The organism is Streptomyces sp. NPDC057445, assembly GCF_042802855.1.
In the GTDB taxonomy this organism is placed as follows: Bacteria; Actinomycetota; Actinomycetes; order Streptomycetales; family Streptomycetaceae; genus Streptomyces.
Genome location: NZ_JBHVDH010000036.1, coordinates 1 through 25869 on the forward strand (window position 1 = coordinate 1; position 25869 = coordinate 25869).

The 25869-nt window shown below is 70.7% G+C and carries 24 protein-coding genes and 1 riboswitch; of the genes, 10 read left to right on the forward strand and 14 right to left on the reverse strand.

The features are described from left to right. Positions 1–45: 45 nt before the first annotated feature. Complete coding sequence (gene metE / locus ACFU5O_RS35905) at positions 46–2361, reverse strand: 5-methyltetrahydropteroyltriglutamate--homocysteine S-methyltransferase (protein WP_384246847.1); 2316 nt, start codon at positions 2359–2361, stop codon at positions 46–48. A 174-nt stretch (positions 2362–2535) separates the two neighbouring features. After that, positions 2536–2758, reverse strand: a riboswitch (cobalamin riboswitch). A 508-nt stretch (positions 2759–3266) separates the two neighbouring features. Here metE and ACFU5O_RS35910 point away from each other — a divergent pair. Next, entirely contained in the window at positions 3267–3761 is a 495-nt protein-coding gene (locus tag ACFU5O_RS35910) for a peptidylprolyl isomerase (RefSeq protein WP_384246850.1), read from the forward strand. A gap of 227 nt (positions 3762–3988) precedes the next feature. After that, positions 3989–5023: an SDR family NAD(P)-dependent oxidoreductase gene (locus tag ACFU5O_RS35915; protein ID WP_384246852.1), complete on the forward strand. Its 1035-nt coding sequence runs from the start codon at positions 3989–3991 to the stop codon at positions 5021–5023. Positions 5024–5594: 571 nt separating this feature from the next. Here the strand turns inward: ACFU5O_RS35915 and ACFU5O_RS35920 are convergent. From ACFU5O_RS35920 to ACFU5O_RS35940, 5 genes are all read right to left on the reverse strand, one after another. Next, the gene (locus tag ACFU5O_RS35920; RefSeq protein ID WP_384246854.1) at positions 5595–5927 is read right to left on the reverse strand and encodes a hypothetical protein; all 333 of its coding nucleotides are present in this window, start codon (positions 5925–5927) and stop codon (positions 5595–5597) included. A 359-nt stretch (positions 5928–6286) separates the two neighbouring features. Beyond that, positions 6287–7051: an SDR family NAD(P)-dependent oxidoreductase gene (locus tag ACFU5O_RS35925; RefSeq protein ID WP_384246856.1), complete on the reverse strand. Its 765-nt coding sequence runs from the start codon at positions 7049–7051 to the stop codon at positions 6287–6289. 53 nt (positions 7052–7104) lie between these two features. Then, positions 7105–8112, reverse strand: a complete 1008-nt coding sequence (locus tag ACFU5O_RS35930) for an NADP-dependent oxidoreductase (RefSeq protein ID WP_384246858.1) — start codon at positions 8110–8112, stop codon at positions 7105–7107. A gap of 107 nt (positions 8113–8219) precedes the next feature. Then, positions 8220–8579 carry a nuclear transport factor 2 family protein gene (locus tag ACFU5O_RS35935; RefSeq protein ID WP_384246860.1) on the reverse strand — a complete coding sequence of 120 codons (360 nt, stop codon included), beginning with the start codon at positions 8577–8579 and terminating at the stop codon, positions 8220–8222. Between the two features lie 70 nt (positions 8580–8649). Beyond that, positions 8650–9435, reverse strand: coding sequence for an SDR family oxidoreductase (locus ACFU5O_RS35940; RefSeq protein WP_384246863.1), 786 nt, complete (start codon positions 9433–9435; stop codon positions 8650–8652). A 101-nt stretch (positions 9436–9536) separates the two neighbouring features. On the opposite strand from ACFU5O_RS35940, the gene ACFU5O_RS35945 reads away from it, so the two are divergent. Then, positions 9537–10070, forward strand: a complete 534-nt coding sequence (locus ACFU5O_RS35945; protein ID WP_384246930.1) for a winged helix-turn-helix transcriptional regulator — start codon at positions 9537–9539, stop codon at positions 10068–10070. Positions 10071–10269: 199 nt separating this feature from the next. Here the strand turns inward: ACFU5O_RS35945 and ACFU5O_RS35950 are convergent, their stop codons facing one another. After that, entirely contained in the window at positions 10270–10983 is a 714-nt protein-coding gene (locus ACFU5O_RS35950) for an NADPH-dependent F420 reductase (RefSeq protein ID WP_384246865.1), read from the reverse strand. A 52-nt stretch (positions 10984–11035) separates the two neighbouring features. On the opposite strand from ACFU5O_RS35950, the gene ACFU5O_RS35955 reads away from it, so the two are divergent. Then, positions 11036–11212, forward strand: a complete 177-nt coding sequence (locus tag ACFU5O_RS35955) for a hypothetical protein (protein ID WP_384246867.1) — start codon at positions 11036–11038, stop codon at positions 11210–11212. Positions 11213–11276: 64 nt separating this feature from the next. On the opposite strand, the gene ACFU5O_RS35960 is transcribed toward ACFU5O_RS35955, so the two are convergent. Next, a complete protein-coding gene (locus ACFU5O_RS35960) occupies positions 11277–11435 on the reverse strand; it encodes a hypothetical protein (RefSeq protein ID WP_384246869.1) in 159 nt (52 codons plus the stop codon). A gap of 864 nt (positions 11436–12299) precedes the next feature. Between ACFU5O_RS35960 and ACFU5O_RS35965 the strand changes: the two genes are divergently transcribed. After that, positions 12300–13877, forward strand: coding sequence for an alpha/beta hydrolase (locus ACFU5O_RS35965; RefSeq protein ID WP_384246872.1), 1578 nt, complete (start codon positions 12300–12302; stop codon positions 13875–13877). A 145-nt stretch (positions 13878–14022) separates the two neighbouring features. Here ACFU5O_RS35965 and ACFU5O_RS35970 read toward each other — a convergent pair whose 3' ends face one another. After that, entirely contained in the window at positions 14023–14481 is a 459-nt protein-coding gene (locus ACFU5O_RS35970; RefSeq protein WP_384246874.1) for a GNAT family N-acetyltransferase, read from the reverse strand. 246 nt (positions 14482–14727) lie between these two features. Here ACFU5O_RS35970 and ACFU5O_RS35975 point away from each other — a divergent pair, with 246 nt between their 5' ends. Together ACFU5O_RS35975 and ACFU5O_RS35980 are read left to right on the forward strand one after the other, a co-directional pair. Beyond that, positions 14728–15564: a class I SAM-dependent methyltransferase gene (locus ACFU5O_RS35975; protein ID WP_384246876.1), complete on the forward strand. Its 837-nt coding sequence runs from the start codon at positions 14728–14730 to the stop codon at positions 15562–15564. 255 nt (positions 15565–15819) lie between these two features. Beyond that, entirely contained in the window at positions 15820–16083 is a 264-nt protein-coding gene (locus ACFU5O_RS35980) for a hypothetical protein (protein WP_384246879.1), read from the forward strand. On the opposite strand, the gene ACFU5O_RS35985 is transcribed toward ACFU5O_RS35980, so the two are convergent. The 3 genes from ACFU5O_RS35985 to ACFU5O_RS35995 all read right to left on the reverse strand — a co-directional run bounded on the left by ACFU5O_RS35985 (position 16046) and on the right by ACFU5O_RS35995 (position 20291). Then, positions 16046–17554 carry a SpoIIE family protein phosphatase gene (locus ACFU5O_RS35985; protein WP_384246881.1) on the reverse strand — a complete coding sequence of 503 codons (1509 nt, stop codon included), beginning with the start codon at positions 17552–17554 and terminating at the stop codon, positions 16046–16048. The two genes, ACFU5O_RS35980 and ACFU5O_RS35985, sit on opposite strands and share 38 nt — an antisense overlap. Positions 17555–17913: 359 nt before the next feature. Then, positions 17914–19632 (reverse strand): acyl-CoA dehydrogenase family protein, encoded by a 1719-nt coding sequence (locus tag ACFU5O_RS35990; RefSeq protein ID WP_384246884.1) that lies wholly within the window; start codon positions 19630–19632, stop codon positions 17914–17916. A gap of 92 nt (positions 19633–19724) precedes the next feature. Continuing rightward, complete coding sequence (locus tag ACFU5O_RS35995) at positions 19725–20291, reverse strand: PadR family transcriptional regulator (RefSeq protein WP_384246887.1); 567 nt, start codon at positions 20289–20291, stop codon at positions 19725–19727. A gap of 159 nt (positions 20292–20450) precedes the next feature. On the opposite strand from ACFU5O_RS35995, the gene ACFU5O_RS36000 reads away from it, so the two are divergent. Next, positions 20451–22067 carry an MFS transporter gene (locus tag ACFU5O_RS36000; RefSeq protein WP_384246889.1) on the forward strand — a complete coding sequence of 539 codons (1617 nt, stop codon included), beginning with the start codon at positions 20451–20453 and terminating at the stop codon, positions 22065–22067. 34 nt (positions 22068–22101) lie between these two features. Here ACFU5O_RS36000 and ACFU5O_RS36005 read toward each other — a convergent pair whose 3' ends face one another. Continuing rightward, complete coding sequence (locus ACFU5O_RS36005; protein WP_384246891.1) at positions 22102–23025, reverse strand: LysR family transcriptional regulator; 924 nt, start codon at positions 23023–23025, stop codon at positions 22102–22104. 105 nt (positions 23026–23130) lie between these two features. On the opposite strand from ACFU5O_RS36005, the gene ACFU5O_RS36010 reads away from it, so the two are divergent. Together ACFU5O_RS36010 and ACFU5O_RS36015 are read left to right on the forward strand one after the other, a co-directional pair. After that, on the forward strand, positions 23131–24168 hold the full coding sequence (locus ACFU5O_RS36010) for a zinc-dependent alcohol dehydrogenase family protein (protein ID WP_384246893.1): 1038 nt from the start codon (positions 23131–23133) through the stop codon (positions 24166–24168). Positions 24169–24402: 234 nt separating this feature from the next. Further along, positions 24403–25014: a GPP34 family phosphoprotein gene (locus ACFU5O_RS36015; protein ID WP_384246896.1), complete on the forward strand. Its 612-nt coding sequence runs from the start codon at positions 24403–24405 to the stop codon at positions 25012–25014. Positions 25015–25228: 214 nt separating this feature from the next. Here the strand turns inward: ACFU5O_RS36015 and ACFU5O_RS36020 are convergent, their stop codons facing one another. Then, positions 25229–25843 carry a hypothetical protein gene (locus ACFU5O_RS36020; RefSeq protein ID WP_384246900.1) on the reverse strand — a complete coding sequence of 205 codons (615 nt, stop codon included), beginning with the start codon at positions 25841–25843 and terminating at the stop codon, positions 25229–25231. Between the last annotated feature and the right edge of the window lie 26 nt (positions 25844–25869).

Consider the following 25869-nt stretch of genomic DNA (forward strand, 5'->3'; position numbering starts at 1 on the left):
CGGCGCCCCACCCCGGCCCGGTGGGGAATCAGGAGCCGCCGGCCATCAGCTCCGCAGCTCCGCGCGGACGGTGCGCGCCGCCGCGACGAGGTTCTCCAGCGAGGCCCTCGTCTCGGCCCAGCCGCGGGTCTTCAGGCCGCAGTCGGGGTTGGCCCACAGCCGCTCCGGCGGGATCGCCTCAAGTCCCTTGCGCAGCAGGGCTGCCGCTTCGTCAGCGGCCGGTACGCGGGGTGAGTGGATGTCGTACACGCCCGGTCCGACCTCCCGCGGGTAGCCCGCCGTGGCGAGTTCACCGGCGACCTGCATATGGGACCGGGCGGCTTCCAGGCTGATGACATCGGCGTCCAGGTCCTCGATCGCCTGGAGAATGTCGCCGAACTCGGCGTAGCACATGTGCGTGTGGATCTGGGTGCCGGGCCGGACGCCGCCGGTGGTGAGGCGGAACGCCTCTGTCGCCCAGTCCAGATAGCGGGGCCGGTCGGCAGCCCGCAACGGGAGGGTCTCGCGCAGGGCCGGTTCGTCGACCTGGATGACCGACGTGCCCGCGGACTCCAGATCGGTGACCTCGTCGCGCAGGGCCAGCGCCACCTGGCGTGCGGTGTCGCCGAGCGGCTGGTCGTCGCGGACGAAGGACCAGGCGAGCATGGTGACCGGGCCGGTGAGCATGCCCTTGACCGGCCGGTCGGTGAGCGACTGGGCGTACAAGGTCCAGCGCACGGTCATCGGCCCGGAGCGGGAGATGTCGCCGGCGAGGACCGGCGGGCGGACGTAGCGGGTGCCGTACGACTGGACCCAGCCGTGCTGGGTGGCGAGGTAGCCCGTCAGCTGTTCGGCGAAGTACTGCACCATGTCGTTGCGTTCAGGCTCGCCGTGCACCAGGACGTCGATCCCGGCCTTCTCCTGGAAGGCGATGTTTTCCGCGATCTCGGCCCTGATGCGCTTCTCGTAGCCGGTGGTGTCGGTCCGGCCGGCGCGCAGGTCGGCGCGGGCGGACCGCAGTTCAACGGTCTGCGGGAACGAGCCGATGGTGGTGGTCGGCAGCAGCGGCAGGCCGAGATGGGCGCGCTGCGCCGCGGTCCGCTCGGCGTACGGCTGGGCGCGGCGTCCGTCGACGTCGGTGACGGCCGCCGTCCGGGCCCGTACGGCCGGGTCATGGGTGATCGCGGAGCCGGCCCGGGAGGCGAGATCGGCCCGGTTGGCGGCGAGTTCGGCGGCGATCGTGTCGGTGCCCTGGGTCAGGCCCTTGGCAAGCGTGACGATCTCCGCGCTCTTCTGCCTGGCGAATGCCAGCCAGCGCAGGATCTGCGGGTCGATGTCCCGCTCGCCCGCGGTGTCCAGCGGAACGTGGAGGAGCGAGCAGGAGGCGGCGACATCGACCTGGCCCGCGAGGCCCAGCAGGGTGGCGAGGGTGGTGAGGGACTTCTCGTAATCGTTGATCCAGATGTTGCGGCCGTCCACCACGCCGGCGACCAGGCGCCTGCCCGGCAGCCCGCCGACCGCGGCGAGATCGTCGAGGTTGGCGGCGGCCGGACCGGTGAAGTCGAGCGCGAGGCCGTCGACGGGGGTCCTGGCCAGGACCGGCAGTGCCTCACCGAGCCGGTCGAAGTAGGAGGCGACCAGCAGACGCGGCCGGTTCTCGAGTCCGCCGAGGTCCCGGTACGCCCTGGCGACGGCGTTCAGCTCGGCGGGGGTGCGGTCCTGAACGAGTGCGGGTTCGTCAAGCTGCACCCACTCGGCGCCCGCGGCCTTCAGGTCCGACAGCACATCGGCGTACACCGGAAGCAGACGGTCCAGCAGGGTCAGCGGCTCGAAGTCCGCGGGGACGCCGGGGGCGGGCTTGGCCAGCAGCAGATAGGTGACCGGCCCGACGAGCACGGGGCGCGGGGTGAGACCGAGCGCGAGCGCCTCGGCCAGCTGGGCGACCTGCTGGGTGGAGTCGGCGGAGAAGTCGGTGTCGGGGCCGAGCTCCGGGACCAGGTAGTGGTAGTTGGTGTCGAACCACTTGGTCATCTCGAGCGGGGCCACGTCCTGCGTGCCGCGAGCCATGGCGAAGTAGCCGTCCAGGGGTTCCGCGGCGACGGCGGCCCGGTGGCGCTCGGGGATCGCGCCGAGCATCACGCTGGTGTCGAGAACGTGGTCGTAGTACGAGAAGTCGCCGGTGGGCACCTCGTGGACGCCGGCTTCGGTCAGTTGCCGCCAGTTGGCCCGGCGCAGTGCGGACGCGGTGTCCCGGAGGGCGTCGGCGGTGACGCGGCCCTTCCAGTAGCCCTCGATCGCCTTCTTCAGTTCCCGGTTGCGCCCCTGCCGGGGATAGCCGTACACGGTGGCCCGTGCGTCCACGGTCGCTGACTTGCTGGTCACGGAACTCTCCTTCGCGAGCATGTCTCCGATATGACCCCGGGACAGGTCGAGAGCGCGAAGGAACGGCGCACCGGGCGGCCGGTGTTGCTGCCGCCACCTGGTGTGTACTCCCCGGACTTTCGTCCGGGGTGCTCCCAACCCGCCCTCGAGGTCACCGGGATCTCCGCGCGCGTACGTCGCGTGCGGGCAACGGGCAGGTCTTCGGACTCGCGGGCACATCTGCCGGTCTCCCGGCGGACACCTACTGGCCGTCGCTTCCCGGACCCGGGCGGGCCCAGTGCGTATGACGGCGGTCGTTCCCACTCACCGCTGCGGGGCAGTCCCGGATTCCCACCGGGTTCCCTCTTACGACGCGCCTGCCTGGCGGACAGGGCGAACCAGCTGCACGAGCCAGACTATGCGCTACGAGCGCACGTGTGGACACCACCGGTGGGAAGACGCCCGCCATCGGCGGGGCCGCTCGCTCCGGCACCGCTTCCCGTCCGTTCCGGCGGACCTGGTCCCGACAGGTGCGACGCGACCTCTCGGCATGGGCCTGCCACGTCCACGGATCGCGACGGCCGACCACGAGCCGTGCCGCCGTCCCCGGACGCCGCCGTGCGGTCGCGGCGCGCCTTCCGGACACCGGCAGCGACCGCTGCACCGCTGCACCGCTCCAGGACCCTGCCCCGGCAGCCGGCGCGATGGAACCGGCACTCGGCCGGACCGATGCCGACTCCTGGAAGAACCTTTTCCGTGGGCCTCTCCCCGTCCCGAGCGGCGCTGCCGGGCATCCGTCGACGGCCGGTGCTTCCGGCCCGACTCCGGCCTTCGCGGGGAGCCGACCGAGAGTCACGGGGTCCCACCGGTCCTTCTCACGGTGGGTCCGATGTGAGATCTGTGACCGCGGGTGTCAGGATGAAGCCATGAGTAACGTTTTCTTCGACATCACCATTGACGACAAGCCCGCAGGCCGGATCGTCTTCGAGCTGTTCGACGACGTGGTCCCCAGGACCGCCAAGAACTTCCGCGAGCTCGCCACCGGCGAGCACGGCTACGGCTACGAGGGCTCTTCGTTCCACCGCGTCATCCCCGACTTCATGCTGCAGGGCGGCGACTTCACCGCCGGCAACGGAACGGGCGGCAAGAGCATCTACGGCGAGAAGTTCGCCGACGAGAACTTCCAGCTCAAGCACACCAAGCCGGGCCAGCTCTCCATGGCCAACGCGGGCCCGAACACCAACGGCTCGCAGTTCTTCATCACCACCATCGTCACCGACTGGCTGGACAACAAGCACGTCGTCTTCGGCGAGGTCGTCGAGGGCATGGACATCGTCAAGCAGATCGAGGGCCTGGGCTCGCGCAGCGGCGCCCCCAAGGCGAAGATCACGATCGCCAAGTCGGGCGTCGTCGAGTCCTGATCCACGCGCGCGACGTCCGGGGCCGGGCACATTGCCTCCGCAGGTGCCGCCCGGCCCCGGTCCGCCGAATCGATCCTGGACATCCGGGCGTTGACGGTGGTTCGCGACCGGGCACCGCGGTCCGGGTTCGAGGCCCCCGGCGACAACGACCGTTCATTCGGATGAGATGCGGCGTCGACCCGGCCACGACTTGTCTTCGAGCGCACTTCAATTCGTAGGTTCGAGGCATGGCAACTCCACAGCACAGGATCGAATCGGGCTTCGGCGCCCGAAGCACCGCACAGGACGTTGTGCGCGGCATCGACCTCACAGGAAAACTGGCGATCGTCACCGGCGGCTATTCGGGCCTCGGACTGGAGACGGCACGGGCGCTTGCCGGTGCCGGCGCCGCCGTCCTGGTGCCCGCCCGGCGTCCCGCGGTCGCCAGGGAAGCTGTCGGTGGTATCGACGGCGTGGAGGTCGATGAACTGGATCTCTCGGATCTCGAGAGCGTCCGTCGCTTCACCGAGCGCTTCATCGCCTCCGGCCGCACCATCGACCTGATGATCAACAACGCCGGGATCATGGCCTGCCCGGAGACGCGGGTCGGACCGGGCTGGGAGGCACAGTTCGCGACCAACCACCTCGGCCACTTCGCCCTCGTCAACCGGCTCTGGCCCTTGATCGCCGGAAGCGGGGCTCAAAGCGGGGCGCGCGTCGTGTCGGTGTCCTCCAGAGGCCACCAGTTCTCGGGCATCCGCTGGGACGACGTCCAGTTCGAGCACGGCTATGACAAGTGGCAGGCGTACGGGCAGGCGAAAACGGCGAACGTGCTCTTCGCCGTGCATCTCGATGCGCTGGGCCGGGACTCCGGAGTGAGAGCCTTCTCGCTTCATCCGGGCGCGATCCTCACCGAGCTGGGGCGTCACCTTCCCAAGGAGGAGATGGTCGCCGCCGGCTGGATCGACGAGAACGGCAACGTGGTGGCCCCCGGTTTCAAGACGCCGGAGCAGGGCGCCGCGACGCAGGTGTGGGCGGCCACCTCCCCACAGCTGGCGGGCATGGGAGGCGCCTACTGCGAGGACTGCGACATCGCGGAGCCCGCAGGCGAGGCCGGGAGCGAGGGTGAGCTCACGAGCGGCGTACGCGCCTATGCGACCGACCCCGGGGAGGCGGCACGCCTGTGGAGGCTCTCGGCCGAGCTCACGGGCGTCGACGCGTTCGGCGCGTTCGGCGCGTCCGGCGCGTCCGGCGCGTCCGGCGCGTCCGGCGCGAAGTCCTGAGCGGCAGGACGCACCCGGCGGCGGCATCGCCGTGCCCGGACAAGCACCGACTCCGGAGGCACCTGCGGCGACTCGCTCGGCTCTACGGTCGGGGGCTGCCGCTCCTGTCGTCCACCTCGGACGAGCTCGACGACCCCGGCCGCTCCCCACTCCGCCCTCGGCACACGGCCGAGGCCTGAAGTGGCCGCCGCAGGTCCGGCGTCCGCGGGCGTGCCAGACCTGAGCATCGGACCGGCGATCCGGGTCAGGGACGGAACGTCCTGATCCTGACGGCCCTCTCCCTCGCGGTGGCGGCCTTCTGCCTGCTCCCGGCACCGGTGTACTCGCTCTTCCGAAGGAGCTGCAGTCGGGCCGGGCTGCTCCGGACGCTGTACGGAGGACTGGGCTTGCGCCGTCGGACTCCGGATGTCCGGCCCGGTGTTCTCCGGCAACCCCTTGGCCCTCTTCCCGGACCGGCACGTCGACCGGTTCCCGCTCCAGGCGGTCGACCTCATGACCATGCCCGCCGCCTACTGCTCGGCCGGCAGCCGGCCGGCAACGTCATGGGACCGGAGCACAGCCGGGTGTGAGGTCAGGAGGCGGCGGTGGCGGCCGGAGCAGTCGCGTCAGTCCGCCGCCTCCGGCGCAGGGCTCGCCCCGTACCCTGTCCCGTCGGGCGGACGCGCGCGGCCTCTGGCTTCCAGCGGCGAAGGGCCCTGCGACCGCAGCTGCGCAGCTGCGACGGACACACCCGGGCACGCTGACCTCCGCTGGTGACAAGGGCGTTCACCGGGGACAGCGGGTCCGCACCCATCGACTTCGCGACCAGGACGCCGACCACCATCGGCAGCAGGACTGCGGCCAGGGCAGTGCCCGTGGCGGTGACATGCTGGATGCGGGGGCGGCGCGGGGCGTCGGGACTCATGACTCCCATTCGACCGACGCGCACGCCTCAGGAGATGGGGCGAGGTACTCAGCCCGTACGTCCACACGTACTCAACTTCGGGCATGAGGCGGCGCACGACGTACTCGCGAGCCCCTCGGTGGTGATCGCACTCCGGGCCGCCCGTCGAGTGAACCACCGCCCACCGCAACGCCGTTCCCGCGGGAAGAAGGGCCGGTCTCCCGGCTCGCACAGGAGGGGACCGGCCGCCTCCCCGGCGGGCCGCTCAGCGCCGCTCAGGGCGGCGAGTGCGGGCGGGCCCCGCGCCGAGGACCGGCTGGGGCCGGCACGCACCGGCGCCGGGCATCGGCCCGGACACCGGCTCGTGCCGGGACGCGCGCTCAGGCGTGCGTGAGCCGCCCGGGCGCAGGAACGTTGCGGAAGCGGAACGGCTCCGGCTCACGGCCGGCCTGGACGAACCAGCACTCACCGGTGCCGTCGCCGGTGACGATCCGCACCACCGTGTCGGCCACCACTTCCGCCGGAATGACCGGCACGCCCTGCTCGGAGAGCATCCCGCGCAACGGGTCGATGATCCGGGACTCGGCGAACCCCGGGCAGAGCGCGTTGAAGCGGACCCCATCGGGTGCGAGGGCCGGACCGAGGGAGCGGGCCAGGCCCACCACGGCGTGCTTGTTCGCCGCGTACAGGGGGTCGAGCGGCACCGCGGCCAGGCCTGCCAGGGACGCGGTCGCCACGATCGATCCGCCGCCGCGGGCCCGCAGCGCGGGCAGCACCGCGTGGGTGCCGAAGACGACGCCGTCGAGGTTGGCTCCCATCGCGCGACGGTAACGCGCGAGGTCGAAGTCGTCTCCGACGCCGCACCCCGTGGCCACGCCCGCGTTGAGGAACGCGATGTCGACCCCGCCACAGCGCTCGACGGTGAACTCGACCAGCGCGCGGTCGGCTTCGAGGTCCGCCACGTCGCAGGCCTGGAAGTGGCCGCCGACGAGATCCGCGACCTCCCTGCCGCCCTCCACGTCGAGGTCGGCGACGACCACCTCGGCCCCCGCCCCGGCCAGTGCCAGCGCCGTGCTGCGGCCCAGTCCACTGGCGCCGCCGGTGACGATCGCGACCTTGCCGCGCAGCGGGGCGCTTCCGTCCACGTTCCGGGGTGTCCGCTCTCCCTGCGGAGAGGTCGGCCCGTTCGCGGCGGCCGTCATGCCAGTTCCAGGACGAGCTTGCCGACGTTGTCACCGCGGAACAGCATCTGGAACGCCTCGGGGAAGTCGTCCACGGTGCCCTTCACCACGTGCTCCTTGGCCTTGATCCGGCCGGCGCCGATCCAGCCTGCGATCTCCTGCGCGGCCTGTGCGTAGCGCTTGGCGTAGTCGAAGACCACGAAACCCTCCATGCGCGCGCGCTTCACGAGCAGAGACAGGTAGTTCGACGGGCCCTCGACCGGCGTCGCGTTGTTGTACTGGCTGATCGCACCGCAGATCACCACCCGTGCGTGCATGGCCAGCCGGGTGAGCGCCGCGTCCAGGATGTCCCCTCCGACGTTGTCGAAGTAGACGTCGATGCCGTCCGGGGTCAGCTCGCGCAGTGCGCGCTTGACGTCGCCCGCGCGGTAGTCGATCGCCGCGTCGAACCCGAGCTCGTCGGTGAGCAGCGCGCACTTCTCCGGCCCGCCGGCGATGCCCACGACCCGGCATCCCTTGACCTTGGCGATCTGGCCCACGATGGTTCCCACCGCGCCGGCGGCCCCGGACACCACCACGGTCTCGCCGTCCTTCAGAGCGCCGACGTCCAGCAGCCCGAAGTACGCGGTCATGCCCGGCATGCCGAGGGCGCCGAGATACGTGGACGGCGGGGCGAGCGAAGTGTCGATCTTCAGGGCGCCCTTGCCGTCGGAGACGACGTACTCCTGGACGCCGAAGGTGCCGACGACGTGGTCCCCGGGCCGGAAGCCGGGGTGATCGGAGGCGGTGACCTCGATGACCGACCCCGCACGCATCACCTCGCCGATCCCCACCGGGGGCAGGTAGGAGGGGCGGTCGTCGAGCCAGCCCCGCATGGCCGGGTCCAGCGAGATGACGCGTGTCCGGCCCGCGAACCGGCCTGGACCGGGCTCCTCCACGGATGCGGAGTGATGCTCCCAGTCGTCGGGTCGCACCACGCCCGAAGGGCGAGCTGCCAGACGGATCTGGCGGTTGGTCGCAGACATGAGTCCTCCTGTCGGTCACTACTCCCCGCGACCATACCGACCAGTAGGTACGGCGGCGAGTGTGAGACGCCCCACACCCCTTCCGCCCCGTCCCGGGAGCGGGAGGTTCAGGGTTCGATGACGAGGCGCTCGATGCGGCCACCGCGGAGGCTGAAGCGGTAGCGCAGGTCGACGACACCTCCGGGGAAGTCGCCTTCGAGGTGCTGGGTGGCGACGAAGTGGGTGTCGTCCGTCCGGTGGGCGCGGGTGAGACCGATGGTGTACGTGTACTCGCTCGACGACCGGTTCAGCCACTCCTCGATCGCCTCCGTGCCGTCGTACGTCCGGCCGTCGTCGACGACCGTGGCATCGCCGGTGAAGGCCGTGACGGCTCGGACCGTGTCGTGCTCCCGGTGGGCGTCCAGATATCGGGTGATCACGTCGGGGAGTGCGGCAGGATCGATGGTGACGGGTTCGTTCTCGTTCATGGCGGTCACTTTCTGTCGGGCGGGTCCGGACGGTCTCCGTCCGGGCGTGGACGGTTTCTGCCGGGCGGGTTCAGACCGTGGGGGTGGTGCCGCCGTCGATGACATGCTCGGCTCCGACGATGGCCGCGGCGCGGTCGGAGACCAGGAAGGCCACCAGTTCCGCCACTTCCTCCGGCCGGTTGGGGCGCCCGAGCGGGATGCCGCCGAGTGAGTCCATCAGCTTCTGGAGTGCCGCCTCGGCCGTGATGCCATCGCCCTGGGCGATCCGGTCGACGAGGGCGTCGGCGGCGGTGGTCTGCACGAAGCCGGGCGAGACGGTGTTGACACGCACTCCGTACGGCGCGACCTCGTTGGCGAGGCCCTTGCTGTAGGTGGTCAGGGCGGCCTTGGCGGCGGCGTAGGCCAGGGTGCCGTTCCACAGGGGCATCCGGCGCTGGATCGAGGTGACGTGCACGATCGCACCCTTCCGGGCTTCGATCATGCCGGGCAGCAGACCGCGGTCCAGGCGGACGGCGGCCAGGAGATTGACGTTCAGCTCCTTGGCCCAGTCGTCCTCGTCGAGGGCGGCGAAGCCGCCGGCGGGAGCCTCGGAGCCGCCGAGTGTGTTGACCAGGATGTCGATGCCGCCCAGGCGTTCGAGAGCCTCGTCCACCACTGCGGCCGCACCTTCGGAGGTGGCGAGGTCGGCCGCGATGAAGAACTTCGGTTCCGTGTCCCTGGAGCTGCTGCGGGCAGTCACCAGCACAGTCGCCCCGGCCTGCTCCAGGCGGCGCGCGATGGCCGCTCCCGAACCCTTGGTGCCGCCGGTGACCAAGGCGCGCCGGCCGTCGAGGGAATCGCTGAGAGGGGACGTCATGAGAGGTTCCGATCCCGGGTCGGCACGCAGGGAGCGTGCGTCCCGCAGTAACTGCTAAAATAGAAGTGAGTAACTTCGACTTTAGCAGCAACTCATTGGGGATGGTCACTGTGGCGAGCCGGATAAGGCTGGAGGACCGGGAATGCCCGCTGTCCACGACGGTGCAGCACGTCGGTGAGTGGTGGACGCTGCTGATCCTGCATGACGCCTTCGACGGCTACACCCGCTTCGACCAGTTCCAGGAGAGCCTCGGCATCTCCTCGAGCATGCTCACCAGCCGTCTCAGGACACTGGTCGCGGACGGGCTCCTGGAGCGCCGCCCGTACCGGACGAACCCCGTGCGCCACGAGTACGTCCTCACCGAACTCGGGCGCTCGCTGCGTCCGGTCATCGTGGCGATGGCGGCCTGGGGCAATTCCCGCCTCGCCCCCCAGGAACGCAGCATGATCCTGGTTCATCACGCGACCGGTGAAGAGGTGGAGCCCGTCGTCGTCGACGCGAAGACCGGCCACCGCGTCGACGACAGCAGCGCCTACGTCTTCACCGCCGGGCCCGCGGCGGGCGACGCCATGCGCTCCCGCTACCTCCCGACGACCGAGAACTCTTCCGGGAACGGGGCGACGAGCGGGAGCTGAGCGACGAGTGGTGCCACGGCCGCGGCTGCCGGAGGGGCATCGAGGGCAGCACCGCCGCGCGGCGTGCCGTCGCGGACACCTGATCGGCGGCTGTCGCCGGGATGACGGGCCTACGGAGAGTGCGATCCCGCTACCGCCAGGGGGCCGAGACCTCCCCCGCCGGCCGCGGTCGGCTCGCGGGCGAGGTCTCGGCTCCTCCTCAGCCGCGCCGGGCCTCGGCCAGGGCCGCGCGCAGTGCGGCGGCGTCCGCGCTCGTGCCCGGGTCGTCCATGGAGATCCCACGACCCTGCGGGTTCTTGGCGTAGGGAACGACATAGGCCGGCGTGTCGCGCTGGAAGCGCCAGCTGTCGGCCAGGGACCCCGCGTCCACGGCGTCGTAACCGAGGAGATCGAGCAGCCGGGTGGCGGAGGCCTTTGCCTCTGAGTCATCGCCCGCGATCGGCAATGCCGAGCGGTCTGCAGCGCCCGCGGGCCTGGCCAGCGTGGCCAGATGCACGAAGAAGATGTTGTTGAAGGCCTTGACGATCTTGGCGTCCGGCAGATGCCGCTGGAGCAGTTCGCTGGTGGTGGTCTCCTCCGCGTCCAGTTCGGCGATCCGTCCGTCACGCTCGGGGTAGTAGTTGTTCGTGTCGAGGACGACCTTCCCCGCCAGGGGTGCCACCGGCACCTGGCGGTAGTTCTTCAGGGGGACGGTGACCACGACCCAGTCGCCCGCGGCGGCTGCTTCCGCGGGGGTCGCGGCCCGTGCGCGGGGGCCCAGCTCCGCCACCAGGTCGGCCAGGGTCTCAGGTCCTCGTGAGTTGCTGAGGACCACATCCAGCCCGGCAGCCACGCCGAGCCTTGCAAGGGTGCTGCCGATATGTCCACTGCCGATCAGTCCCAGAGTGCTCATGCTGATGACAGCCGGACCCACCGCAGCCGTATTCCCGTCCTGTGCCCCGGGGCGCCATTGGCGTGGTCGCCGGATGACCGGGAGAGGGCCGGACGTCGGCGGCTGGACGGCGGACGACCAGGCGCGCGCCTGGGGCGTTGTCCTCGACCTGGGCACCGCCACGGTGGGCGACCATGAGGCGCGCACGACGGCGAGACCGAGCCCACTGCCGCCGGCGTCCCTGGCGCACGCCCGCCGTCCAGGCGGGTGAAGCGGCCGAAGACGCGTTGCCGACCGGGCTCGGGGATGCCGGGCCCGTCATCGGCGACAGCCAGTTACGCGAACCGGTCGCGCACGCCGAGCCGCACGCCGATCCGGGTGGCTGCGTGCCGGACGGCGTCGTCCAGCAGGTTCCGCACGACCCGTGAAAGCGCGTCAGCGTCACCGTTCACCCGCGCTGCGCCGATGGCGCGTTCATCGATGACGAAGTGCACATCCGGCGGGCACGCCGGACTTCGGCGAAGACAGTTCATCCGGGTCGACGGTGCGGCGCTGCAGCCGGGGGCGGGCGTCGGCGCCCCAGGCCGGAGGCGGTGATGTCGGCGGCCTGTGCGCGCAAGGTGTCCATGGGCCGCAGTGGGCGGCCGGCGGGGCCGCCTCAGCCTGACCTGACGGACACCCACACGGTTCACGCTGCGGCTGCCCCGTACGGAACAGCCGCGCCGCACCGGGAGGCCTGGCGCCATGGGCGGACAAGCACCGGCGTGGCGCGGAAGTCGGTCCCGGGGGCTCTCACCCTGTGCGATCTCGATGCCGGTTCGGCAGGTCGCCGGCCGTCGGGGAGTCGCTCGCAGAGCGCCGGAGCGTCGACTCGCCCTCGCCGCGCCCGCCGACGAGCTGCACCCCATCGAGTCGTTCATCGCCAACGGCTTGCGGACCTTGCCCGTACAGCCCAAGGACCCAAGCATCGCGAGCTGTTCGCACCTTTGGGCCGTGCAGGGGCCGGCGCCGTCGCGCCGCCCCTGCACGGCCCCGTCATGCCTGCCCGGCAGGGCAGGGCCATTCCGAAACAGGCGGACCGGATACGCGCGGCGGTGTGAGAGGCGGACGACGTTCTGACGCTCGGCCGGAAACCGGCTTGTGGCCATCGGGAAAGGACCGTCCGGCACATCAACTCCGGGCACCCGGTCGCACGGTGGGCACCTCGTTCGTCAGCACATCTGCCGAGGTGCACCGCTGAGCGGTACTTGTCGCACCGGTATGGGTTCGGTAAAGAACACCAGTGCGGCCTGTTCCGCACCGTCCTGCCACGAAAGGATCCCCCGGTACAACTCCACAACAGCAGGGGGAGGTTCTACGTGAGACGCACAGCAGTGCTCGGCTCGGCCGGCACTCTGGTCGCGGGCACCCTCATAGCGGGTGCGATGGCGGCTCCGGCAGCCAGTGCCGAAAGCCGCAGCCACGGATGGTCCGAAGCACGCGGCGTCCAGGTCGCCGCTGAGCGCGCGGCCAAGAAGGGCATCGACTGGGCGGACTGCCCGGAGGACTGGGGGCTTGCCAAGCCCATCCAGTGCGGCTTCATCAGCGTTCCGCTGGACTACGCGCGGCCGAACGGCAAGCAGATCAAGATCGCTGTGGACCGTATCGGCAACACCGGGACCAAGGAGGAGCGCCAGGGCGCCCTCGTCTACAACCCGGGCGGCCCCGGCGGCTCCGGGATGCGCTTCCCGGCACGGGTCACCAACAAGAGCCCGTTGTGGGTCAAGGCCGCGAAGGCCTACGACTTCGTGGGCTTCGACCCGCGCGGCGTCGGCCACTCCACGCCCATCTCCTGCGTCGACCCGCAGGAGTTCGTCAAGGCGCCGAAGCTCGACCCGGTGCCCGACAGCGAGGCCGACAAGCGGGCGCAGCGCAAGCTCGCGGCCGAGTACGCGGACGGGTGCGCAGAGCGCAGCGGCTGGATGCTGCCGCACATGACGTCGGCGAACACCGCGCGCGACCTGGACGTCGTCCGGGCCGCCCTCGGCGAGAAGAAGCTCAACTTCCTGGGCGTCTCCTACGGCACCTACCTGGGTGCGGTCTACGCGACCCTCTTCCCCGGCCATGTCCGGCGCATGATCGTCGACAGCGTGGTCGACCCGTCGCGCGAGAAGATCTGGTACCAGGCGAACCTGGACCAGGACGTCGCGTTCCAGATGCGATGGGACGACTGGAAGGCGTGGGTCGCCAAGAACGACGCCACCTTCCACATCGGCGACACCCCGGAGAAGGTCGAGCAGCAGTGGGTCAAGCTGCGGGCCACCGCGAAGGCGAACCCGCTCGGTGGGGTTGTCGGCCCGGCCGAGCTCATCGGATTCTTCCAGAGCGCCCCGTACTACGACTCCTCCTGGGTGCCGGTCGCCACGACCTGGAGCAAGTACCTCGCGGGTGACACCCAGGCGCTCGTCGACGCGGCCGCGCCCGACCTGTCGGACACCGCGGGCAACATCTCCGCGGAGAACGGCAACGCCGTCTACACGGCAGTCGAGTGCGCCGACGCCAAGTGGCCCACCAGCTGGAAGAGGTGGAACCGGGACAACACCCGGCTGCACAAGGACCACCCGTTCATGACCTGGGCCAACGCCTGGATGAACCTGCCGTGTGCCACCTGGTCCTCGAAGCAGCACACTCCGGTGCAGGTGCGGACCGGCAAGGGCCTGCCACCGGTGCTCATCGTGCAGTCCACCCGTGACGCCGCCACTCCCTTCTCGGGCGCCGTCGAGCTGCACAAGCGGCTCAAGGGCTCACGTCTGATCATCGAGAAGGACGCCGGTTCGCACGGTGTGACCGGTCTGGTCAACCCGTGCATCAACGAGCGGGTGGATTCCTACCTGCTCAGCGGCAAGCTGGACAGCCGCGACGTGACGTGCACCCCGCACGCCACGCCCAAGCCGTAAGGCACAAAGGGCTGAGTGAGGGGCGGCCGACCGCGGCCGCCCCTTCCTCATGCCTGCGCATGCGCATCGATGTGCCCGCGGGCTTCGTACCGGCCGGCCGTGTCCTACGGTCCGGCGGGGACATCGCCCCGCCAGGGCCACTCAGTCAGATGAGCGGGCGCTCGTAGACGAGGAAGCCTTCGTGGCGGGCCACCCGGTCGTAGAGGGCACGCGCCGTGGCATTTCCCTCGTGCGTCTGCCAGTAGAGCTTCTCCGCACCGGCCTCCCTGGCAGCTGCGGCCGTCGCCTCGATGAGCGCCCTGCCCACCCCCATGCCCCGGGCGGTGGGCGCGGTGAACAGGTCCTCCAGATAGCAGTACGTACCCGCGGCCCACGTCGAACGGTGCAGGACGTGATGACAGATGCCGACCAGCGCGCCGTCGGCCCAGGCCCCCAACGCGCCCATCGGCTCCGCCGGGTCACCGAAGCGGGCCCACGTCAGGTCGGTGACGCTCGCCGGCAGGACATGGTCGTAGAAGTCCAGATAGGCCTTCCACAGCGGCTCCCAGGCAGCCCGGTCGGCACCTGCCAGGGGGCGGATCTCCAGACCGTTGTTCAGCGGCACGGTTCCTCGCAGTTCGTTGACGCGACTCCCGACAGAATGCCAGGCGAGGGACCGGTCACCCCACACCGCCCCCGAACGATCGGCCACTGCCGGGCGGCCCGGAGCGCGAGACCTGCGGAGTGGTGCCGGCAGGACCGGCCCCGCGGCGCGCCGCCGGACCGCCGGGGCGCGGTCGGGGCCAGGGGCGTCCCAGCTCCCGGCGACGCATGAAAGGTGATGTCTGCGCATGCTCGCCACAATGGAGACATGGGTGGCGGAGCACTGCCTTCGGACGACGCGGGTTCCCTGGGTCGGGGTCGCTACGGTGAGCGGGTCTTCCGTCCCGAGGACAGGGGCGAGAGCGACCGGATCGATCTCGGGGCACTCGCCTACGACGACACGACCATGACCCGGCTCCGCCTGCTGGGAGCAGGCCCGGGCTGGAGGTGTCTCGAGGTGGGCGCGGGTACCGGCACGGTGGCGCGCCGGCTCCTCGGCGAGGCGGGCGTCGCGGAGGTTCTGGCCGTGGACCGCGACGTGCGGTTCCTCGAGGCCCACCCGGTGCCGGGACTTGCCTCGCTGCAGGCGGACATCACCGCCGACGACTTCTCCCCCGGGCTCTTCCAGCTGGTCCACGCCCGCTTCGTGCTCATGCACCTGCCGGCCCCGGAACGGATGATCGCCACGCTCGGCGGCCTGCTCGCCCCCGGCGGCGTACTGGTCGTCAGCGACGCGGTGGACCTGACGACCGACTCCGCACCCGTCACGCCCTACACCCTGGCCATGAGAGCGATGTGGCGGGGCCTGCGTGACAGCATCGGGACCGATGTCTCGCGGGTGCCCCACTACCCCGGGCTGCTGCGCGCGGCGGGGCTCGGACCCGTCGCGGCCGAGATCCATGTGCCGCCGCTCGTACCCGGCAGTGCGATCAGCCGGTTCTGGGCGGACACCTGGGACCGCGCGCGGGCCGCCATGGTGGCGACGGGTCTCGTCGACGACGAGCAGATCGAGGATGCCGTGCGCTACCTGGGCTCCCCCCAATGCGCGGGGCTGTCACCGGGGATGCTCACCGCCTGGGGTTGGAAGCGCCCGGAGGCAGCATGACCATCGGCCCCGGCCGGGGGCGCCGGGAGGCATACGGATCGCGCCGGAACTCGCCTGTAAACGGGCCTCTCGAGCAAGGAAACAGACGTCCGAGCGTGCGGCACAACAAGACTGGGCGCAGTCGGCGAGGTCCCGGCCGAGGGAGAAGTGGCGAGCCAGAGCTCGTCCTTCGGATCAGTTGCGGCCGAGTTCGGATGCTGGTCGTCACTGATCCCCATAGCGTGTCCGTTGAGGGCAGGCGCGAGGGTGGGAGTGATGGCGATGCGGACGTGGGAGGCAGCGCTGGAGAGGTTGTGTGCCGTGCAACTCCCGGAGGACGAGTCCGCCGAACCACCGGACGACCTCTTCGATGCTGTGGACGGCCTCATCGACGCCTACGGTGCGGACGACATCGCCGAGATCGTCGCGCAGGCCGTGGACTCAGGGCGCACCACGGTGGGGCATGCGACCACCTTCCTGAACGTCGCAGCGTGGTCTCACCTCAGCGGGCGGGCCATCGGCGCAGGACTCGGGCGATGAGCAGCGCGACGTCGTCGTGGTCGCCGGGATGACGCAGGGCCTGCAGGAGCAGCTCGGCGGTTTCGTCCAAGGAGCGATGAGGGTCGTCCAGCAGGGCGAGCAGGTTCTCCAGACATGCGTCGATGGGCCGGTCACGCCTCTCGACCAGCCCATCGGTGTAGAGGACGAGCTGATCGCCCGGGTCCAGGTCGAGCGTGGTGGTGTGGAAGGCGACATTGCCCACGCCGAGCGGAGCGCCGGTGGGCAGGTCGAGCAGCTCGCGCTTTCCGTCGAGGCGGAGGAGGGCAGGGGGCAGGTGACCGGCGAGGGAGATGCGGCACTGCGCGGTGCGCGGGTCGTAGACGCCGTAGACGCAGGTGGCGATGGTGTCCTGCTCCAGGTCCTCCGTGATGCGGTCGAGGTGCTCGAGGACCTGCGCGGGGTCGAGGTCGAGGCCCGCCAGGGTGCGGGTGGCGGTACGGAGCTGGCCCATGGTGGCGGCGGCGCTGACGCCACTGCCCATGACGTCGCCGACGACGAGGGCCGTCTTGTCGCCCTCGAGCGCGATGACGTCGAACCAGTCGCCGCCGATCTCGCTGGCTGCCCGGGCCGGCTGGTACCGGGAGGCGACAGCCAGCCCTGGACGTTGCGGTGGCGGGTGGGGCAGCAGGCTGCGCTGGAGGGTGAGCACCGTGCGGCGTTGCTCCTCGACGGCGCGGTGACGCTCGGTGACGTCCACGCTGGAGGTCACCACTCCCAGTACCCTCCCGTTGCGTGCTTCGAGCCGGTGGAAGGAGATCGACCAGGCGTGGTCGTTGTCCGGGTCGGCCGGGGTGCGACCGACGGTGTACTGGTCGGAGACCGGGGTCCCGGTGGCCAGTACCTTGCGCATCGTCGCTTCGAAGGACTCGTCCAGGAAGGGCAGCACCTCGTGGACGTGCCGGCCCACGTGCTCGGCGGCAGGCACGCCGTTCATCCGCGCCTCCGCGGCGTTGACCGTGACGTACCGAAGGTCGGTGTCCAGCACACCTAGTCCGATCGGCGACTGGGACACGAGCCTGGCGGACAACGCCAGATCCCGTTCGACCTGCCGTAGCGTCGCCTGATCCGCGGCAAGACCCAGGGCGTAAAGGTCCCCCTCGTCGTCCTGCAGCCGCATGTTGCGGAACTCCACCAGCCGCGTGCTGCCGTCCTTGTGCCGCATGGGGAAGACTCCCGCCCAGCTGCAGCCGACTTCCATGACCCGGGCGAACATGTCCTGGACCGTTCGGCGGTGCTCCTCGTGGACCAGGAGGCGGCCGGCGAACTCGCCGAGGGCCTCGTCGGCGCTGTAGCCGAACAGGTCCTCGGCCTGCGGGCTCCAGAGATCGATCCTTCCCTCGGCGTCGAGGAGAATGGCGGCCACGTTCAGCACGTCCATGACGCCACCGGACACCGTCGCGTCGACGCCCGCCGTGCCGGGACCGGCCCGTACGGACTCGGCTGCACACATCCCAGGCCCTCCTCACTGCACAACGCCGGAACCCGGCGGGATCGGGACCCCGACCCGGTCCTGCGGTCCGGCCGGCGTGGCCTGCCTCCCCCATCGTCTCCCTCCAGGGGCCGCTCCCGCAGCTACGACGGTCCGATCCGGCGGACGCGACGGGCGGCCGACGCCGCATGGCACAGGCACGCCACCCCGCCCGGCGCCACTGGAAGCCTCCCTCGGGTCGGGGCGGGACCTCGAGGTCATGCGGTGCTGGGCAGCAGCATGGCCCACCGCGACGCTCCCGCGCGGTGGGCCATGTCAGATGGGCCGATCGCTGCCCGGCATGTGATTGCCGACTGTCGCCGAGCCTCGTCGCTGCGTCGTTACGGCGCCATCTCGTACGCCCCGGCCAGTGCCTCGACACGCTCCCAGACGCGCGCCGAGCGCGCCTCGTCGACGACGGGACGACGGACCGCGCCGAGCGCCCAGTGCTGCTGTTCCGCGGTGGCGGAGTCCTTGCCGTGCAGCTCGACGGCGTGCGCGGAGAAGTCGCGTACGAGGACGGAGAACAGCTCGTCGAGCACGTCCTCGTCCAGGCCCGTCAGGCGGGCCTGCTCAAGGATCAGCTGTCCGTGCACCACCAGCGCGAACAACTGGCCGACGGAGAGGAGGAAGTCGAGGTCGCGGCTCTGCTCCTCGCCAGGGGCGGCGGTGGCGACGAACTCGCACAGGGCGTCGGCCTGTTCCCGGAAGCGGGCGACGTTCGGGACCCCGGCGTAGGCGTCGTAGGCGGTGCGCCAGTCGTGGAAGCGTATGGAGCCCAGGCCGCGGGCCGGTCCCTGCCGGAAGAGGAACGCGTCGTCGGCGGCGTCGAGGCGGGTGGGCACCGCCGCGTACTCGGCCGGGTCCAGCAGGTGGTTGCGCATGAACTTGAGAATCAGCGCGAGATTGACGTGGACCGTGCCCTCGAGCTTGGGCAGCCCCCGGATCTCGACGGCGGCCTGGGCGAAGTAGGTGTCCTTCTCGAAGCCCTTGGCGGCGATGACGTCCCACATCAGGTCGATGACCTTCTCGCCCTCGGTGGTCACCTTCATCTTCGTCATCGGGTTGAACAGCAGGTAGCGGCGGTCGTCGGGGCCGGCCGAGCGGAAGTAGTCGACGGCGCGGTCGCTGAACAGCTTCATGCCGACGAGGCGGACGTACGCGTCGGCCAGCTCGCGGCGCACGTGCGGGAAGGCGGTGACGGGGCGGCCGTAGAGGATGCGGTTGTGCGCGTGGGTGACGGCCTCGTACATCGCGTGCTCGCAGATGCCGATCGAGGCGGTGCAGAGGTTGAACTTGCCGACGTTGACGGTGTTGAGGGCGGCGTCGAAGGCGGCGCGGCCGGTGTGCAGGACGTCGTCGGGGCCGACCGGGTAGTTGTCGAGGCGGAACTCGCTGACGTACTTGGAGGAGTCGACGACGTTCTTGACGAGGCGGTACGCCGGGTGGCGGCTGTCGGCGGCGAAGAAGACGTAGCCGTCCGGGCCCTCGATGTCGGTGCGGCGGCCGAAGACGGAGACGAGCCCGGCGGCGTTGCCATTGCCGATGTAGTACTTGGAGCCGCTCGCGAGGAAACCACCCCTGCCGTCGGGTTCCAGCAGCATGTCGGTGGAGTAGATGTCGGCCCCGTGGCTCTTCTCGGACAGGCCGAAGGCGAACACCTCGCCCTGGGAGAGGAGTTCCGCCGCGCGGGTGCGAGCGACGGTGTTGTCGCTCTGCCAGACCGGGCCGAGACCGAGGATGGTCACCTGCCACGCATACCAGTAGTCGAGGCCGTAGAACCCGAAGATCTCGTTGAGCGCGGCGATCCGCGCGGTGTCCCAGCGCTGGTCCTGGTGTCCGGCGGCGGAGGCCGGGGTGAGGAAGGTGGCGAACAGCCCTTCCTTGGCGGCGAACGCGAGGAAGTCCGCCAGCCAGGCGCGGGAGCGGTAGTCCTCGATCAGCTTGCGCTTGCCGCGGTCCTCGAACCAGTCGACGGTGGCGCGGAGCAGCCTGCGGGTCTCGGGGTCGAAGTGCGCGGGGTCGTATGTGCGCGGGTTGAAGAGCAGAGGGTCGGCCATGGAGGTTCGCCTTCCGAGGGGTTGTGGGTTGACGGTTGCTGTTGCTCGGCGGGGTTGCTGGGGGCCGGCTGCGGTGGAGACGGCGGGGCAGTTCAGCTACGCGGACGTGACGCGACGAGCCGGTGGATGGTGACGAGCACATCGTCCAGCCAGGCGATCGTCATCCGCTCGTACGCGATGCCGCCGCGCAGCACGACGTGCTGCAGTTCCTGACCGGCGTCGGGCGGTGCGGGTGCCTCGGGCCCGGTGAAGTCGCGCAGTTCCCCGGCGAGATAGTGCGCAACCCGGTCGCTGTGCACCTGGCGATGCCGCTCGACCTCGCGGATCAGCGCGGCCGGGTCGTCGAAGGCCGCGCCGCGGATCTTCACGGCCAGGTCGTGCCGGATGCTCTCGGGTTCGATCGGTTCGTGCAGCCACTCGGAGAGGGCGGCGCGGCCGGGGCCGGCGACGGAGTACTCCTTCTTGTCCGGCCGGCCCTGCTGCGGCACCTCGCGGACGGCGAGCAGGCCGTCGCTCTCCATGCGCTTGAGAACGCGGTAGATCTGCTGATGGGTGGCGGTCCAGAAGTACCCGATGGACCGCTCGAACCGCCGGGCCAGCTCATAGCCGGAGCCCGGCTTCTCCAGCAGGGAGACGAGGATCGCGTGCTCGAGCGCCATGCCCCGATCCTTCTATGCAACTCGTTGCATAGACAAGCGGCTGTGCCGGGGTGAGACACGGCTCACCCCGGGGCGGCGCTCGGCGAACGCCGCCGCCAACCGACTGATCCCCGTGGCGGGTCGAGGAGCCTCCGTCCGGGGCGCTGGAACGATACGCCCATGACACCCAGGTCAGAGTCCCCTGAGAGTCCGGCATCGGCGCGACTGGTCCTGCTGACACTCGCGGCCGGGCAGTTCCTGATGGCCCTCGACAGCTCTGTCATGAACGTCTCGATCGCGACGGTGGCCGAGGACGTGGGCACGACCGTGACCGGGATCCAGGGCGCGATCACGGCGTACACGCTCGTGATGGCCATGTTCATGATCCCTGGCGGGAAGGTCGGTGCGCTCATCGGCCGCAAGCGAGCCTTCATGATCGGCTGCGGCATCTACGGCTGTGGATCCCTGACGACAGCACTCGCCCCGAACCTGCCCGTGCTCCTGCTCGGCTGGGCCTTCCTCGAGGGGATCGGGGCGGCACTCATCCTGCCCGCGATCGTGGCGCTGGTCGCCGGCAACTTCGCCACCGAACGACGGCCCGCCGCCTACGGACTCGTGGCGGCCGCGGGAGCCGTGGCGATCGCGATCGGGCCGCTCATCGGGGGCGTCGCGACGACATACTTCTCCTGGCGCTGGGTGTTCGCCGGTGAGGTCGTGATCGTCCTCGCCATCCTGGTGCTCGCGCGCCGCATCGCCGACGCTCCGATCGACGAACACCCGGGAATCGATCTCGTCGGCGCCGTGCTGTGCGCCCTCGGTCTCGGGATCTTCGTCTACGGCGTACTCCGCTCGGACGAATGGGGCTGGTTCCATCCGAAGCCCGGCGCGCCCTCCTGGCTGGGGGTCTCCCTGGTCATCTGGTTCATGATGGCGGGCCTGCTCCTGATCCGGCTCTTCCTCCACTGGGAGGCCCGTCTCGTGGAACGGCGCAAGGAACCGCTCTTGGACCCGGCCATGCTGCAGAACAAGCAGCTCACCGGCGGCCTGACGATGTTCTTCTTCCAGTACCTCGTGCAGATGGGCGTGTTCTTCGTCGTACCGCTCTACCTGTCGGTCGCACTCGGCCTGTCCGCACTCGCGACCGGCGCGCGCCTCCTGCCCCTCTCACTGACCCTGCTGGCCGCCGCGCTCCTGATCCCCCGATTCTTCCCCCATGTCTCGCCGCGACGGGTGGTGCGGCTCGGGATCATCGCGCTGCTCGCCGGCGCCGTGGCCCTGATGGCCGCGCTCGACGCGGACGCGGGTGCGGAAATCGTCACCGTCCCCCTCCTGTTCATCGGGCTCGGCATGGGCGCTCTGGCGTCCCAGCTCGGGTCGGTCACCGTGTCCGCGGTGCCGGACAAGCAGAGCGCGGAGGTCGGCGGCATCCAGAACGCCGTCACCAATCTCGGCGCCTCGATCGGTACGGCCCTCGCCGGGTCGATCCTGATCGCAGCACTGACGGCTTCGTTCCTGACCAACGTCGAGGAGAATCCGGCGATCCCGGCCGAGGTCAAGAGCCAGGCGACCGTCCAACTCCAGAGCGGCGTGCCCTTTCTGTCGGACGCCCAGCTCGAGAACGCCCTCAACGCGGCGGGAACGAGCCCGGAGGTGACCCGGGCCGCGCTCGACGCGAACGCCCGAGCGAGGCTCGACGGCCTGCGCGCCGCACTCGCCATCCTCGCCGTCGCCGCTCTCCTGGCGCTGTTCTTCACCCATCGGATCCCGGCGACCCAGCCCCGGTCGGCAAAGGCATAGCGACGCCACGGGGCGGGGAGAGATCGCCCCCGCATCAGGGGCCGGCGTCGCCCGGGGCCGCCGATGCGCCGAGGGCCGCGAGACAGGCCCCGACCGCCGGCCGGCGGCCCGCGCCGTGGCGGACGGCGGCTTCGATCGTGCGGGTGAGGTTCGGCGTGTCCACACGGTGGGCGGTCACCCCGCCGGGCAGCGAGCGTGCGGCCAGGCTCGGGACCAGAACGGCCGCGGCGCTGGTCGCGGCGAGGGAGACCATGGCGGAGAAACTGGTGCAGGTGTGCCGGACCTGGGGAGTGAAGCCGGCGTGGTGGCAGGCGTAGAAGGTGGCGTCACGGCAGGCACTGCCCTCGGGGGCGACGATCCAGGGGGTGTCGGCCAGCGACCCGAGACTCAGTGCCTGCCCGGGCCCGGCCGCTGCGGCCGGGTGGCCGTCGGGAAGGACGACCAGGAGGGGATCCGCCATCAGCCGGTGGGTCTCCATCCCGCGGTGGGCGGGTGTACCGAGGTGGGCGTAACGGTAGATGATCGCCACGTCGGTGTGCTGCTGACGCAGGGCCGGGACGCTTTGTTCGGGTTCGGCCTCGGTCACTTGGAGCGTCAGTCCGGGGTGCCGGAGGTGCAGGGCGCCGATGAGCGGCGCGATCAGGGTGTCCAGTCCGCTGGTGAAGCAGGTGAGGCGCAGGGGCCCGGCGGGTTCTCCGGTGGACTGGTGGAGCCGTGCGCCGGCTTGCTGCAGCGCGGCCAGGACGTTCTCGGTGTCCTCGACCAGGGTGTGAGCCGCCGCGGTGAGACGGACGCTGCGTCCGCCGCGATGGAACAGGGCTACGCCCGTCTCCGCCTCCAGCTGTTTGAGCTGCTGCGAGACCGCCGAGGCGGTGACACGGTGCAGCTGGGCCACGGCCGTGACGGTGCCGTGTTCGGCAAGGTCACGCAGGAGGACGAGTCGCCGTACATCGAGCATGAGAACAGCTTAAGCATTGATGAAGAAGATGTAGCTGGACGCATGCACGGATCAGGGACGAGAGTACGCAGGTCCTGCTGAACCCGTTCTCACCTGGGAGTGCGCGTGCGCGCCACGGTCATTCACGGTCCCAACGACATACGTATCGAGCACGTCCCCGATCCCGTGATCGAGAGGCCGACGGACGCGGTGGTCCGCGTGACCCACGCGTGCGTGTGCGGCAGTGATCTGTGGGCCTACCGCGGCGTCGCCGCACGGCAGCCGGGCCAGCGGATCGGGCACGAGTTCCTCGGTGTCGTCGACGCCGTCGGCGCCGAGGTGGGCGGGCTGCGCCCGGGCGACCGGGTCCTGGCGCCGTTCGTGTGGTCCGACGGGACCTGCGACTTCTGCTCGGAGGGGCTGCACACCTCCTGCCCGCGGGGTGGCTTCTGGGGAGAGCCGGGCTCTGACGGCGGCCAGGGTGAGGCGGTGCGTGTGCCGCACGCCGACGGCACGCTGGTCCGGCTGCCGGGCGATGTAGAAGAGGCCCGGCTGAGGGCGCTGCTGACCTTGTCGGACGTCATGTCCACCGGCCATCACGCGGCGCTGGCCGCGGGAGTCCGGCCGGGTGCCACGGTGGCCGTCGTCGGTGACGGTGCCGTCGGACTGTGCGGGGTGCTGGCCGCCCGCCGTCTGGGCGCCGAGCGGATCATCGCCCTGAGCCGGCACGCCGACCGTACCGCGGTGGCGTACTCCTTCGGCGCGACGGACGCGGTGCGGCAGCGCGGCGAAGAGGCGGTCGCGGCCGTGCGTGACATGACCGGCGGCCACGGTGTGCACGCGGTGCTGGAGGCGGTCGGCACCGAGGAAGCCATGCGTACGGCGATCTCCATAGCCCGCGACGGCGGAGCGGTCGGATTCGTCGGCGTCCCCCATGGAGGGAGCGCGGGTGTGGACATCGGCCAGATGTTCGGACGCAATGTCGCGTTGCGCGGAGGGGTGGCCCCGGCCCGCGCCTACATTCCCGACCTCCTTCCCGACGTCCTGGCCGGTCGCCTGGATCCGTCCCCGGTCTTCGACCTGACCGTCGGTCTCGACGAAGTCCCCGCCGGCTACGCGGCCATGGACGAACGCCGCGCCTTGAAGGCGCTCATCACCTTCTGACGCGTGCGCGCACGACCGCGCGCAGGGCGGCCGGAGCCGGTACGTGAGGCGGCCGCCTCACGCCGGCCGTGCGCGAGGTCAGGAGTACGCGGCGAGGAGCCGCTCGGGCGGTGTCGACAGGCCATGTGTTCCGCCCGGCGGGCCGGCCTGATCAGCGTGGGATGCGACGGCTGTCCTCGCTCCGTAAGCTCGTATGCGGGAGCACTCGCCGGAGGCCCTGACGTGGAGCCAGTCATGAGCACACCGCGGGACCTGCTGATCGTCGCCATGGATGTGGCGGCCGGGCGCCCGCTGGAGCAGGGTGACATCTCGCTCGCGCTCGCGGGAGCCGAGCTGATCGACCTCCTGGATGCCCGAGCCGTGACACTGGACGGCGATCACATCGTGCCGGGCGACCCGCAGACGACAGGCGATCGCCTGCTGGACGAGGCCGCCTCTTCGCCGGCCCGGCAGGAGCCGTACGAACCGGTCGGCGACTGGCTGTGGCGCAGAGGCCGTGGCCTGTACGCGGCCTATCTGGCCGCCCTTGAGGCGGAAGGGCAGGTCACTCGGCAGCGGCAGCACCGTTGGGCGCCCTTCGGGACCACTCAGGTCGCGCTGGTGGACTCGCCCGCACGCCACTCGGCGGCGGACCGCTGGACATCGGACGAGCCGGTCCTCGCCGCGCTCGGTGCGGCTGTCGGGATCCGCGACGAGAGGACCGGAGAATCGCCCGGTGTCACCGACGACGCGGTGGCGACGGTGCTCGCCGCCGTCAATGACGCGGTGACGGAACTGGCAGCCGAACGACAACGGCGGGACATCGACGAGGCGGCCTTCGACAACATCTGGCGAGGCAGCGAATAGCCACGTCGTCCGGTGACGCTGGAGTTGTCGAGGAGGTTCCGGAAGCGGTCGTCCCGTTGATGGTCGCGGAGTCGAAGCCCGCGTTCATCAACGTGTCGCGCAGTGGGGTGCCGGGGAAGCATTTCAGCGGCCGATGGGTGCCGCATGCCGTGTGGCACCCATCGGTCCTCGCGCTGCATGACGGCCGCGTTCACACCGTTGTTCGCCGGTATGGTCAGCTGCTGCCGCCGTGCTCCGTTCCGCCGAGCCCCGGCGCGCCCCACACCGGGAACCAGCGGCCCAGGTCGCTCTCGATCCGCAGGTCGTCCGCGAGCAGCGCCCTGATCTGGAGTTCCAGGGCGTTGTCCCGCTTCTCTCTCCTTCCGGGAAGCGGTGCGAAGGGGTAGAAGGTGCCGCGCTTGTAGAGGTAGACCAGCGCCAGCGCGCGCTCTCCGGCGGCGTCGCGGAATCCGATCAGGGAGCAGAGCAGCTGCGGGCCGAAGCCGGCGTCCTCGAGGAGGGTGTTGACGGCGTGCAGGTCGTTGACCAGTGAGGCTGTGTCGTCGGCGGGTTGGCGGGCGAGGAGCCAGGTGTAGCCGTACGCGTCCTGGATGAACTCGACCGGTATGCCGCCCCGGCCGGTATCGGCGTCGAGCAGTTCCCGTACGTCCCCCCGGATCCTGGCGAAGGCACCGCCCTCGACGCTGGCGAAGCAGACCGAGCCGACGCCGGTCGGAGCGAACCCTGCACCCGCCTGGAGGGTGATCGCGGCGGCGGGCAGCCCGAAGAGCTGATCGAGGTCGGGACGTACCGGCTTGCTCCGGCCGAGGATGGTGTCGAGGAGTCCCATGGGAAGAACCTCTGTCCGGCGTCATG